Genomic DNA, 14,837 nt, shown 5'->3' with positions numbered 1-14,837 from the left:
TTTAAAAGTAATAAGGTCTTTTTAAAAGACTTTATTACTTTTTTTTATGATAAGAAAACATCATTTTAACAATATGATTATCGGTGTACAAATGCTATACAGAAATAATCATATATAAGCACATAATAAAAGATAAAATGGAAGATTTTCCTATAAATAAGACACTATATACAAAAAATATATCATAATGTATTGAATATACACAATTACGAGAGGCAGATATACTGTGATTGTAAGCGGCAATTCATTAAAATAATAAAAATTAGGAGGGAATAGAATGAAATTTAAGAAATTAGTTGCAGTATTATCCTCAGTATTACTGATGGGAACAATGATTGTTGGATGTGCACCATCATCCACGACTACAGCTCCAGCAGCAAGTACAGAACAAGCTGCCCCCGCTCAACAAGCAGAGGCTAAACCAGCAGAGCAGCCTAAAAATGAAAAATTAGTTGTAGGCTTTGCGCAAATTGGTCAAGAAAGCGGATGGCGTGATGCAGAAACATGGTCAATTCTTAATACTGCTGAGGAATTAGGTGTGGATCTGAAGTTCTCGGATGCACAGCAAAAACAGGAAAATCAGATTAAAGCAATCAGAACATTTATTCAGCAGCAGGTTGATGTAATAGGTGTTGCACCAGTTGTTGAAACAGGATGGGAAACGGTATTTAAAGAAGCAAAAGATGCTGGTATTCCTATTGTTTTAGTTGACCGCCGTGCAGATGTACCAGAAGACTTATATGCTGCATTTATTGGTTCTGATTTTATATTAGAAGGTCAAAATGCTGCTAAAGAAATGGCAGCACTTCTAAATAACAAAGGCAATATTGTGGAACTACAAGGTACAGTGGGAGCATCAGCGGCTACTGATCGTATGAAAGGTTTTACAGATGAGCTTGGTAATTATCCAGATATGAAAATTTTAGCAACGCAGACAGGTGATTTCACTCGTGCAAAAGGTAAAGAAGTTATGGAAGCTTTCTTAAAAGCTCATCCAGGACAAATTAATGGGGTATATGCACATAATGATGATATGGCACTTGGGGCGATAGAAGCTATTAAAGATGCAGGGCTTAAACCAAGTGTAGATATTAAAGTTGTATCTATCGATGGGGTTAAAGGTATTTTTGAAGCTATGGCAGCAGGAGAAGCTAACGTAACAGTTGAGTGTAACCCACTTCTTGGACCACAATTCTTCCAAGCAGCTCAAGATCTAAAAGATGGTAAAACAGTAGAAAAATGGATTAAATCAGATGAAGGTATTTTCCGTCAAGAAACAGCGAAAGAGGATCTTCCAAATCGTAAGTATTAATTTTGATAGTAATTGACTTTGAAGGCCCCCATAAATAGTGCTTACACGCCAGACGGCGGCCTAAAAGAATACTTTAGTAATCCTGCCAGACAACAAGTATTCTACATAAATCTTCAAGGTTAATTATATTTTTTCCGCCTTAGTACAAAAGAACTAAGGCGGATTCTCACATAACGATAGCTTAAATGCAAAAAGGAGGCTTTTAAATGACGGTACAACCATTGCTAACTATGAGAGGCATCTGCAAGGATTTTCCGGGTGTGAGAGCACTTTTGGATGTAGACTTTACTTTAAGAGCAGGGGAAATACATGCCCTTTTAGGGGAGAATGGAGCTGGCAAATCGACGCTTATCAAGGTGCTTACGGGTGTAGAAAAGTTAGACTGCGGACAAATAGAACTAAATGGCCAAGAAATTCGCACAAAGAGTCCAAAGCATGCACAAGAGCTCGGGATAAGTACTGTTTATCAGGAAGTGAATTTATGTGCTAATTTATCTGTAGCAGAAAATATATTCATAGGCAGAGAACCTAAAAAGAATGGCATAATCGACTGGCATACCATTCATAACAGGACTAAAAAACTATTGAAAAAACTTAATATTGATATCGATGTGACGCAAAACTTAGGGCAGTATTCTGTAGCAATCCAGCAGATGGTGGCCATTGCAAGGGCGCTAGATGTAGAAGCTAAAGCATTAATACTAGATGAACCCACTTCAAGTTTAGACACAGCTGAATGTGAAAAATTATTTCAGGTAATGAAGCAGCTCAGAAGAGAAGGTATGGGCATCATATTTGTAACACACTTTCTGGATCAGGTTTATGCAGTTTCTGACACGATTACCATCTTAAGAAATGGAGAACTTGTGGGAGAATACACGACTAAAGAGCTTCCAAAGATAGAGCTTATTGGTAAAATGATCGGTAAAGATTATGAGTCTTTGTCAAAAACTATAAAAAGTACACACAGTGATACAAACGGACATAAAGAAATATTTTTAAGAGCAGAACAAGTTACATCTGATGGTGATATTAAGTCAGTCACCTTAAATGTGAAAAAATCAGAAGTGCTTGGTCTTGCAGGACTTCTTGGATCAGGAAGATCTGAGACGGCAAGGGCAATATTTGGTGCAGATAAAATATCTGAAGGAACAATGTATATAAATGGAGAAAGGGCCGGTTTTAAGCAACCTCTGGATGCGATTAAGAAAGGAATAGCTTATTGCCCCGAAGACAGAAAAACAGATGCTATTTTAGGAAATCTCAGTATAAGAGAAAATATTATTGTAGCTTTACAGGCACAGCGTGGTTTATTTAAGTTTATTAAACGTAAAGAGCAAGAAGAAATTGCGGATAGATATATCAAACTGCTGGAGATCAAAACACCAAATAGGGAACAGCTTATCAAAAATCTAAGTGGAGGTAATCAGCAAAAAGTAATTTTGGCAAGATGGCTGGCAACTCATCCAGAGCTTCTTATATTAGACGAACCTACAAGAGGGATTGATATAGGAACAAAAGCAGAGATTCAAAAGTTGGTTGTAAAACTTGCGAATGAAGGCATGGCAGTTATCTTTATCTCATCGGAGATGGATGAAATGCTAAGATGCTGTACCCGAATGGCAGTATTTAGTGAAAAACAAAAGCTTGGTGAGCTTGAAGGTGACGAAATAACAGAGCATGAAATAATGAAAATGATAGCAGGAGGTAAATAATTATGGGTAGACTGGTTAAATCACGTTTATTCTGGCCGCTTATCGCCTTAGTGGTATTGCTCCTCTTTAATGCTGTATTTACAAAGAATTTCTTTAGTATACAAGTAGTAGAAGGGCATCTTTATGGAAGCATCATAGATATACTTAAAAATGTAGCACCGCTGGCACTTCTTGCTATAGGGATGACGATGGTTATTGCAACAGGGGGGATAGACATATCCGTAGGCTCAGTAGTTGCTATTTCTGGAGCTATTGCCTGCAGTATTATTGATGGACGAATAGGCAGTTTTAATAATACTTTACTTTTTGCTATTCTACTGGCACTTGCATCTGGCGTGGTATGTGGCATTTGGAATGGTTTGTTAGTAGCTAAGATTAAAGTTCAGCCTGTAGTAGCTACACTTATTTTAATGACAGCAGGCAGAGGTATTGCTCAGCTTATTACAAAAGGTAAAATTGTTACCATAAATTCAGCACCAATGGTTAATGAGTATTATTTTATTGGAGCAGGGTATTTATTTGGACTCCCATTTGCTTTGTTTATTGTACTTATAATGCTAGGCGTTATTTTGATTTTTGTAAAAAGAACATCATTCGGATTGTTTCTTGAATCTTTAGGAACCAATAATAGATCAAGTCATCTAGCGGGGATAGAAGTTGATAAGTTAAAATTAATAACCTATGTGATTTCAGGGGTTATGGCTGCCCTGGCAGGCATTTTAATTAGTTCAAACATAAAAGGCGCAGACTGTAATAATGCAGGATTATTTATTGAGCTAGATGCGATTTTATCTGTGGCTATTGGGGGCAACTCCTTAAATGGAGGCAGATTTTCTATAGGTTCAAGTGTTATTGGAGCACTTGTTATACAGTGTCTGACAACTACTGTATATGCGCTTGGGGTGCCACCGCAAACAATATCTCTTGTAAAGGCGCTTGTTATAATAGCTATTTGTCTATTTCAATCTAATAAATTTAGAGCAGCAGCATTTGGACGTTTTATGTCTCTTAAAAAGTCAAAAGATCTCTTATTTAAGAAGGGAGCCCAGATATCATGATAAGCAGTATCCTAAAAAAGCATTTTTCAATGCTTGTTACAATCGTATTATTCATCACACTTTTTGCAGCTGGATCGTTAACTTATAGGGGATTTTTAAACCCCCAGGTTTTTTTGAACCTTTTAATCGATAATGCTTATCTGATTATTGTTGCGGTCGGCATGACATTTGTACTCATAAGCGGCGGCATTGATATATCAGTTGGATCAGTGGTAGCTTTTGTATGCATGTTCTCAGCAGACTTGCTTCAAAAAGGCTGGCATCCTGCAGCAGTTATGCTGTTATCCCTTACGATAGGAACCTTTGGTGGGTTTGTAATGGGTTATATGATTCATCATTATGAAGTTCAACCGTTCATTGCAACACTTGCTGGGCAGTTTCTTTATAGAGGAATCTGTTATGTCATCAGTACAGAGTCTATAAGTATTACCAATCCAACTTATTCTTTTATAGCGAATTATCAAGTTAAGCTTGCACCTAAGATGTCTATATCTATAAGTGTTATTATCGCACTTGTGATGATTATTATTACAACCGTAGTCCTTAAGTACACTAAATTTGGTAGAAGTGTTTATGCAATTGGCGGTAACGAACAATCAGCAGGACTTATGGGGCTTCCGGTAGCAGCAATTAAAGTAGGGGTTTATGCTTTGAGCGGATTTTGTGCAGCATTAGGAGGGATTGTTTTTAGTTTTTATACATTATCTGGATATGGTCTTCAAAATATTGGACTCGAAATGGAGGCGATAGCCTCAGCAGTCATTGGCGGAACCCTGCTTACAGGAGGCGTAGGAACAGTTATAGGTTCGATGTTTGGAGTACTTATTCAAGGTATTATTCAAACGATCATTATTTTCCAAGGTAACCTTAGTTCATGGTGGACTAAAGTAGTTGTGGCAGCATTATTATGTCTGTTTGTAGTGCTTCAAAGGATTATTGAAAGTAGAGGGCATCAAGTTAAGCGATTTAATACACCTCAGACAAAAGCATCGACATCAAAGTAAATCGTCTTATAAAGTTATATGAATAGGGGTTGATGTCAATGAAGATTTTCCAAAGTTATAAAAAAAGTACATCTAACAATAAGATTAAGTTGTCAACACAATTAATTATTTTATTACTCATACTCAGTATTATTCCCACGGCTGTATTAGGACTTATTGTAAAAGGAAAGATAGAAGGCTCCATACAAAGGTCTGTTGGCATCTACTCCCAAAAGATGATAGAACAATTAGCAACTAACATTAACTATACATTACAAGACATTAAGCAAGATACAAATACGCTTTTATACAGTGATGAAACGATACAATATATCAATCAGTATTATAAGCTTTCAGCTCAGCGCTTAGATGAATTAGAAGGTAATTTAAGTGCTAAGGCAGTAGAGGCTATAGTAAACAGTAAATACTTAAAAGGGATATTTATAATATATGAGGATAAGCTTATCTACAAAAAAGATTCTACACTAGGAACGGATAAGAATCTTGGTACATTAGACGATTATTTAATCAGTCAAGAATTCCTAGGCTCTGAAATGTATCAAACAATCAAAGATTTAGGAAAAAATGAACAATGCTGGTTTAAACTCTTAAATCAAGATACCAAAGGCATTTATGTGGGTGAAAAGTTTCAAAATCAGGATGGGAAAAATATCGTTGTTATCTTTTCAATAAATAGCTCTTACTATACAGAGTTATTAAAAGTATCGACTATAGATGCAGAAATTCCAATACTTATGATAGATGAACAAGGCAATATTATTTTATCAGATAATGAAGATTTAGTAGGTAATAAAAATTTTGAGGAGCAGTTTAAGAAGTATATCATTTACATCAACAGTTTAAGTGAACAGAGTGCTACAACTGTTTACGATAACAAACTTATTACATTTGCAACGCTTGATAATGGATGGAAAGTTATTCTGGATGGACATATTCATGTATTGATGAAGCACCTTTATTTAGTATGGAATCAACTCATATTTATCATGGTGCTAGTTATTATTACCATTGTTATTATTAGTCTCTTCTTCTCAAATAGAATTTCTAAACCCATTAAAATCATGGCCACTTACATAGCACAAGTACAACAGGGCAATCTCGAATGGAGCGATAAATTGACGAAAGACATACCGGTTCATAATAGAGAGATTACGGTACTAAGAGATGGATTAATTGCAATGATTGAGGCACTTAGAACTGTTATTTTAGATGCTAAAGAAGTAACACATGCAGTTGAGGAGAATATGATGCAGCTGAAAACTATAGCATGTAATACAACAACATCTGCGGCAGATGTTGAGCTTGCGGTAAGTAGTATTGTGACCGGTGCGCTCAGCCAAAGTAAAAAAATAGAAAGTTGTTCGCAGCTAATGAACTGCTTACACAGCGATATCAATGATACGAGTGAAAAAATGAGCAGTATCAAAAAAGTTTCGCAAACCACAATCCATATGAGTGAAAAAGCTAAAAGTGAAATGAGTATACTCATTGATAATACTGAAGGGGCTAACAAAATTACTCAAATAGTAAGTAAAGATGTTGAAGCACTAGGAGAAGAGGTTAACAATATTGGGATGATTCTCCATATCATCAAATCAATTAATGAACAGACTAACTTACTGGCGCTTAATGCAGCTATAGAAGCTGCAAGAGCTAAAGAATCAGGAAAAGGATTTATGGTAATAGCTGATGAGATCAGAAAGTTATCGAATCATACCAAGCAAGCTATAGATCAAATTGAAGGTATGATCGGAAGTATATATCATAAAAACAAGCTGGTACTAAAACACATGGAACAAGCCAAAGTTTTTTCAGATGAGCAGGGTCCTATCGTTAGGGCAACTACAAAGAAATTTAATGACATACTTGATGAAATGGAAAATTTGAATAGGGCCATACAGAGTGTTACAGCTTTACTCGGTGAGGTTGCATTTAAGAAAGATGAAGTGATGTATGAGATAGAAGAGATATCACAAGTCATAGAACAGTCCACTAGCATTACAGAGGAAGTGAGTGCGCAGTGTTCAGTACAAGCTAGTTATTCAGAAGAGATGACACAAATGGGAGATATATTGCATCAAAGCATTGATGAACTTAAACATACTTATAAAAGGTTTAAGGTAGAGTAAGTGATCTTGTAGGATTAGATTTATTGTCTATATCTATATGGTATACGACATTAAATAAATAACAATAAGATAATGTAGAGGAGGTAATTGGGATATGTTTAAACGAAGACTAAGGAAGTTATCTATTATGACGCTTGTAGCATCTTTGATAGTAACGAATAGTTTGGCACAAGTACTCTATGCTGCAGATGCTGAGCAAGTCATAGAAGATGAGCAGATTGCTATCTTACAGCTAGATCAAGAGAGCCAGACAACAACTGAGCAAGTTTTGCAATTAGAGACTATTGCGCAAACGACAACTGGCCAAGTTTATGAATGGACTCAGTATGAAGGTAATTGGCATATAGCGGATGGTACTTACAGTGTCAATAGGGGGACAGGCTATAAGATCGTTGCAAAGGATGTAAATGTGGCTAATTTTGCATATGAAGCTGATGTATCTATAGCGGGAGGTACGGACAGCAATAGAAATGCAGGATTAATTTTTAGAGTAACTGAACCTAAGAATGGTGCAGATATGCTTAAAGGTTATTATGCCGGAATAACTAAAAACGGCAGAGTTCAGGTAGGAAGATTTAATAATAACTGGACAGAGCTGGCAGCTATCCCTTATCCAGTTAATGAAGGTACGAAGTATAGATTAAAGGTCATTACAAAGGGAAGCAGCATTGATGTCTATGTAGATGGCAATCATGTAGTGAGTGTAGCTGATGATATGTTTAAGAGTGGTTCAGTTGGCATGAGGACTTGGCTTACAGATGCTACGTATAGTGATGTTGCTTTAACAGATCTTGGAGAAATTATAGAGCCAGAATACGACTGGTCATGGGTAAAAGGAGCTGTTTTTGTGCCTACCAATGCTGTTAATCAAATTCAGCAGTGGAAAGAGTATGATCCTGTCATTAATGACAGAGAACTTTCTTATGCCCATGACTATGGTTTTAATCTTGTGAGAGTTTATCTGCATAATCTTTTATGGGAACATGAAAGTGAAAAGTTACTTGCAAACTTCGAAGATTTTCTGCAACGTGCAGATAAATATGGTATTAAGGTACAAGTAGTATTCTTTGATGATTGCTGGGATGATTATCCAGACTATGATTATGATCCTGCCATTGCCCCTAGATATGGCGCACATAACAGCAGATGGGTAGAAGGACCAGGTGATACTTATAAAGCGCAGTACAATAACGCTGATGGCATCATGAAGAAAAAAATGGAGGACTATGTAAAAGGTATTGTTAGTGCTCATTTAAATGATGATAGAATTGCCTTTTGGAATACCTATAATGAGCCAAGTAATGGCGAAAGCGGCCTCATGGACCAAGTCACTAAGCAACTGATGAATGATTCAAGAATTTGGATTAAAGAAATAGGTTCAAAAATTCCAGTTTCAGCGACTAGTGGACAATTTTCTGGAGGGCCATTCTCAGATTTTATTACATGGCATCCTTATGATGCCGATTATCCAGTCAATATAGGCGGAACAAGAGCTACAATTGCTAACAAATCTACGTTAGCAGATGAGGTTATGAATAGATGGACTCAGACAGTGCCAGGTATTGTTGAAAATTACTACGATAAAGGTATTGGATTTGTTTTATGGGAACTAGGTATAGGTCGAGATAATTGTAGATTTCCTTGGGGATCAGACACAAATCCTCTTGACTATGAACCAGCAGAACCTTTCCATGGGGTTGTATATCCTGATGGCCATCCATGGAGTATAGATGATATTGTAGCTATACGTGGTAATTTAGATAATTTAGCTGTCTTTAATGTACAGTATTTTAATGATGAAACCTTTACAGACCTTAAAAAGACCTCTATTACACCTAGAATTGACTTTGATTTAGGGGATGAAAGAGGGACAGGGTCACCAGATGCTTCTGTCGGCATGGGAGAAGATCATTTTTCAATCCGTTGGATGGGAACAATCAAATCTAAGGCAGCAGGAGAGTACACAATCTATGTAGAGAGTGATAATATTGCAAGGGTTTGGATTGGTGAGACTCAAGTTATTGATAAATCCACCAATATAATAGAAGAAGCAAATGGAAAGATTAGCTTAGAAGCTGAAAAAGAATATGCTATTAAAGTAGAGTATATACACCACACTGGAGATGCCAGCATGCATTTAAACTGGTCGGGGCCAAGTTTAGATAAAACGGTATTACTGCCCATTTACAATTCAAAAAGTGTAACAGGTGTATCCGTACAAAAAGAACTTGTATTAAATGAAGGAGAAAGTCAGAAACTTGTTGCCAATATTGAGCCAGCAGATGCCTTTAATCAAAAAGTAACATGGGCATCAGATCGACCTGGTATTGCATCAGTAGATGACAAAGGTGTTGTAGTAGGACATGTGCAAGGAACGGCAACTATTACAGTAGCAACTGTTAATGGCGATTATAAAGATACTTGCACAGTTACTGTAAGTGCAAGTACACAGTTTAGAAACCCTATTGTACAAGTAGCAGGCGGTGCAGGGGCAGCTGATCCAAGCGTAGTATTTAAAGATGGTTACTATTACTATTGTAAATCAGACAATGATGCCGCCCTTGTCGTTGCAAAAGCTAAGAGATTACAGGATATTGGTAGTGTGCCAAGAGTGACAGTTTACACACCACCGAGTGGCACAATGTATTCTAAAGGGATATGGGCGCCAGAGCTGCAATATATACAAGGTAAATGGTATATTTATTTTGCAGCGGATGATGGTAATAATGCAAATCATCGTATGTATGTACTTGAAAGCGATACACAAGATCCACAAGGAAGCTATACATTTAAAGGGAAAATTACTGATCCTACTGATAGATGGGCTATTGATGGGGTAACTCTTGAAAAAGATGATGGTTCTTTATATTTTGTGTGGTCAGGATGGGAAGGCTATACAGATGGAAGACAGAGTCTTTATATAGCGCCAATGAGCAATCCGTGGACTATAAGTGGAGATAGGGTTCGCATATCTACACCAGATCAACCATGGGAAATGAATGAATATCCTTATATTAATGAAGGTCCGGAAATATTGAAAAAAGATGGAAAAATATTCATTGTATATTCTGCAAGCGGAAGCTGGAGTGATACTTATTGTCTAGGAATGTTAACGTATACGGATGGTGATGATATCATGGATCCAAATTCATGGACAAAAACAGGGCCAGTATTCACCCATGTACCAGGGGCATATGGTGCAGCACATAACTGCTTTACAGTATCTCCAGATGGGACTGAAGATTGGCTTGTCTACCATGCTGGCAAAGTGTCTAGAGGAAGCTGGGCCAATAGAAGTATAAGAGCTCAGAAGTTTACATGGCATGCTGATGGTACACCTAACTTTGGAACGCCAGTTGGATATGGCGAACTCATAGATCAACCATCAGGCACACCAGAAATAAGGAGATACAAATATGAGGCTGAACACGCCATTCCGAGTGGAGGGGCTAAAGTAGGAACTTCAAGTAATGCCTCAGGAGAAAAGGTTATAGGTGCTTTAGACAGGCCTGGCATAGATTCGCTCTTATTTAATGTTTATGTGGAAGAAGCAGGAGACTATACTCTTACTGTTATGTATGCAAATGGAAGTGATGGCGGGGAGTCCCAGCATCTTGTATCAGTGAATGGCGGGCAAGGTCAAGTTATAAGGTATAAAAGATATGGATGGGGCAACTTCAATCCTTCCTCAATTGATGTAACACTTAATGAAGGAAATAATACGATGCAACTCAACCCACACATTCATTTTGCTGAAGTTGACTATATAGTACTCGATCAAATTAAAAATGATGATATAGGGACACCGGTTCAAATTGAATCAATCAGTTTGGATAAACAAAGTATCACGCTTGGTAAGGGTAAAACTGCTGAAATTACAGCAACGGTTAAACCTATTTCAGGAACAAAAAAAAATGTGGTATTTACATCAACTAATACAGAGGTAGCAGCAATATCTAAAGCATCGTCTAATACAGTATTAGGAACAACAACACTGCTTGTAACAGCGCAAGATGTAGGAATCACAACCATACGTGTAATAAGCGATGCTGATGCAAGTAAGTACGCCGAGTGCGTAGTAACAGTTGTTGGTGATCCAGCAGAACCTAATCTTACAGGATTTGAAATAGATCAGTTTGATAGTACAGCATTAGACAGTACATGGTCGGTATTCCAGGAAAATAAAGCGAAGTGGAGCCTTACAAAAAATACAGGATACATGACTATCAGTACATCAAATACAGATATTTATCAAAATAATAATTCTCAAGATAATGTGTTCTTAAAGACATTAGATGACAATAAAGACTTCGAGATCGTTACGAAACTTTCAGCACCTATTAGAAGAAATCATGAACAGGCAGGGCTTTTTGTATGGCAAAATGCAGACAATCTTATCAAGCTTGCCCATGTATGGGACGGCAGAAGAGTTATAGAAACAGCCTACGAAATAGGTCAGGTATATAAAAAAGCTGGTAACTTTGCTGCACATCCTGGCGGAGATACCGTTACATTAAAAATCAGAAAGATAGGAAATAGCTATACCACATTCTATTGGAATGGTTATGAGTGGATACAAGCAGCGGATTCAGTTACGGCTAATCTTGAGAATATCAAAGTTGGATTTTTTGCAAACAGCATTGTATCTAATGTAAGTATGGACGCAACATTTGATTATTTTGCCTATAAAGAACTTCAAGGTGGTATTAAATTAGATAAGAATAATCTTACTTTAAAGGTGGGAGAAACAGAAAAAATAACAAATCAAGGAGCAAGTCAAGAGGTTATATGGACTTCAAGCAGCTCTAAGATAGCTGAGGTAGATCACACTGGGCTAGTAACGGGTATTGCGCCAGGACGAGTTATCATAAAAGCTATTTCACAAGATGGTACATACAGTGATACGGCTTTAGTAACAGTTACTTCATCAATTCCAGCACCAGAGATGCTTTATGAAGAAAAATTTAATGGCAGTGCAGAAGGATGGGTTACTTATGGCGGAACGTGGCATGTTGCAAATGGAGAGTATCATGTCAATAATGGTGCAGGCTATAAGGCACTCATTGCTGATGAGGTCTTTACAGATTATGTATTAGAAGCAGACGTTAAGATTAAAAGCGGCAATGAAGCAGGTTTAATCTTTAGAGTATTAAATCCTAATGAAGGCGCAGATGCTTTTGATGGTTATTATATAGGTATTAGCGCAGCGAATAAATCAGCCACCCTTGGACAGATGAATAATGGTGTTTGGAATGAGATTGCGACTAAGAAACTTCCTATTAATTATGGAGAAACCTATCGTATTAAAGTTATTATAAATGAAGGACATATTGAAGTTTACATTAATGATAATCCACTTAATGTAAACGCTTATCCTAAGTTTGATATTCTTGAAAGAACACATTTTGGAACAGGACAAATTGGACTGCGTACCTTTAATGCAGAAGCAAGTTTTGATAATGTAAAAGTATCCTCTTATAAAGAAACAGTATTAGAAGAGAGTTATACCAACTCTGTAATGCCTGGTATTGCAGATCCACATGTGCTTTACTATGATGGCGTGTATTATTTATACGGAACCCATACGCCTGATTGGCCAAATATGACAAGAGGCATTAAGGTTTATACATCCACAGATCTTGTAAACTGGAAGGTCAAAGAAACTGACGATGGATGGGCGTTAAAGAATGAAGATTCATGGGGGACTAAACAATTTTGGGCTCCAGAAGTAATAGAGAAAGATGGCATTTTCTATATGTATTATGCTGTTGAAGAACATCTTGCTGTAGCTACAAGTGATTCACCACTAGGCCCATTTAAGCAAAATGTGAAAAACCCAATACATGACAATATTAAAGAAATTGATGCACATATCTTTACAGATGATGATGGCAAACAGTATATGTATTTTGTAAGATTTACTGATGGAAATGCTCTGTGGGGAGCAGAACTCAATGAAGATATGATGTCTATTAAACAAGATACTCTAACGCCAGTATTTGCAGTATCTCAGGACTGGGAAAAGAGTCAAAAGCCTCCTGTTGCCAGAGTTAATGAAGGCGCTTTTGTAGTCAAACACAAAGGTATTTATTATATGACCTATTCGGGAAATCATTTTGAAAGTCCAGATTATGGCGTAGGTTATGCAACGGCTACGAGTCCTCTTGGCCCTTGGACAAAATATGAATACAATCCTATTATGAAATCTAATAGCTTAGTACCTGGAGCAGGACATCATTCACTGATTTACTCGCCAGATGGCACAGAACTATTTATGATTTACCATGCACATAACACAGTAGGCACAACTGAGCCAAGAAAACTTGCGATTGACAGAGTACAATTTGTGCCACAAGCAAATGGTATAGATGCGATGGAGGTTTGGGGCCCAACAATGACTCCTCAGCCAATGCCATCAAATGACAGTACAACACCTGTCAATATTCCTGTGAACTCACTAACTATAACAGGTCAAGATGGTGCAACGCAAATAACAACTAAAGGCGGAACTTTACAAATGTCTGCGTTAGTATCACCAAGTCATGCAACCAATAAAGCCGTAGAGTGGTCTATTGCAAATGGAAGCAGTTATGCAACAATAAGTACTGAAGGCTTATTAACAGCAAAAGCTAATGGAACAGTTACAGTAAAAGCGGTATCAGTAAGTAATCCAGAAGCATCTAGCACATGCAGTATCGATATAACAGGAAATGAAGAAGAGCCAACAACTGTAGATGTAACAGCATTAACAGTAGCAGGAAAAGATGGTGTATCATCTATCACAACTAAAGGTGGCACATTACAAATGGTTGCCACGGTAACACCAGCCGATGCAACAAATAAAGCTGTGACCTGGTCTATAGTAAATGGAAGCAGTTATGCTGACTTAAGTACTGAAGGCTTATTAACAGCTAGAGCCAATGGAGCAGTTACAGTAAAGGCAGTATCAGTAAGCAATCCAGAAGTATCAGACACATGTGAAATAGTTATAACAGGAAATTCAAGTTCAGGCGGAGGAAGCAGCAGCGGCGGTGGTAGCACTCCTACTCAACAGACAACTCCAATACCAGCACCAGTTGTACCGGAAGCCCCAAGACCATCAGATACTCCTACCGTGAATGTTAGGATGTCTATAGCAAGTGGTACAGCTTCTCAAGGAGGCAGAGACGTAGCGTTATCTGTACAACCATATATAGAAAATGGGCGTACGATGGCAGGCGTAAGAGATGTGGCTAACTTGCTTCAGATAGAGAGTCAAAATGTAGTATGGAATGCTAAGGACAAATCAATTGAAATTAAAACAAACAGAATAATAATAAAACTTGTAATAGGCCAAAAATATGCTATTGTAGATGGTCAGAAGATAGATTTAGATGTAGCTCCGCAGATTAAAGATGGCAGAACAGTATTGCCAATCGCGCAGATAGCTCGTCTTTTAGGTATGCAAGTAAAATTTGATCCAATAACTAAAGAAGTAGTATTTAAAACAGAAGAATAGATTACATAAGAAAATGACTATGGTTTTAAGTAATAAGATCATAGTCATTTTTGCGTTCTTTGACGACTATTTAATATAGAAAGGTGTATCTAATAATCATAAAGTTTCTATATGTTTACAG

6 protein-coding genes are annotated in these 14,837 nt (G+C 37.2%); all 6 read left to right on the top strand.

All coding sequences use genetic code 11. The annotated features are described in order from the left end of the window. The first annotated feature begins 277 nt into the window (after positions 1-277). Positions 278-1,312 carry an ABC transporter substrate-binding protein gene (locus BN3326_RS16150; protein WP_070000301.1) on the top strand — a complete coding sequence of 345 codons (1,035 nt, stop codon included), beginning with the start codon at positions 278-280 and terminating at the stop codon, positions 1,310-1,312. 206 nt (positions 1,313-1,518) lie between these two features. Next, entirely contained in the window at positions 1,519-3,027 is a 1,509-nt protein-coding gene (locus BN3326_RS16145) for a sugar ABC transporter ATP-binding protein (protein ID WP_070000300.1), read from the top strand. A 2-nt stretch (positions 3,028-3,029) separates the two neighbouring features. Next, entirely contained in the window at positions 3,030-4,085 is a 1,056-nt protein-coding gene (locus BN3326_RS16140) for an ABC transporter permease (protein WP_070000299.1), read from the top strand. Continuing rightward, on the top strand, positions 4,082-5,089 hold the full coding sequence (yjfF, locus tag BN3326_RS16135) for a galactofuranose ABC transporter, permease protein YjfF (RefSeq protein WP_070000298.1): 1,008 nt from the start codon (positions 4,082-4,084) through the stop codon (positions 5,087-5,089). Before BN3326_RS16140 ends, yjfF begins: the two co-directional genes overlap by 4 nt. Before the next feature lie 38 nt (positions 5,090-5,127). Further along, the gene (locus BN3326_RS16130) at positions 5,128-7,218 is read left to right on the top strand and encodes a methyl-accepting chemotaxis protein (RefSeq protein ID WP_070000297.1); all 2,091 of its coding nucleotides are present in this window, start codon (positions 5,128-5,130) and stop codon (positions 7,216-7,218) included. Between the two features lie 94 nt (positions 7,219-7,312). Beyond that, entirely contained in the window at positions 7,313-14,716 is a 7,404-nt protein-coding gene (locus BN3326_RS21765; protein WP_070000296.1) for a family 43 glycosylhydrolase, read from the top strand. Positions 14,717-14,837 lie beyond the last annotated feature (121 nt).

The organism is Cellulosilyticum sp. I15G10I2, assembly GCF_900095725.1.
Lineage (GTDB): Bacteria > Bacillota > Clostridia > Lachnospirales > Cellulosilyticaceae > FMMP01.
Note: the sequence above shows the minus strand (reverse complement) of the source record. Positions and strands in the feature narration are given on the sequence as shown.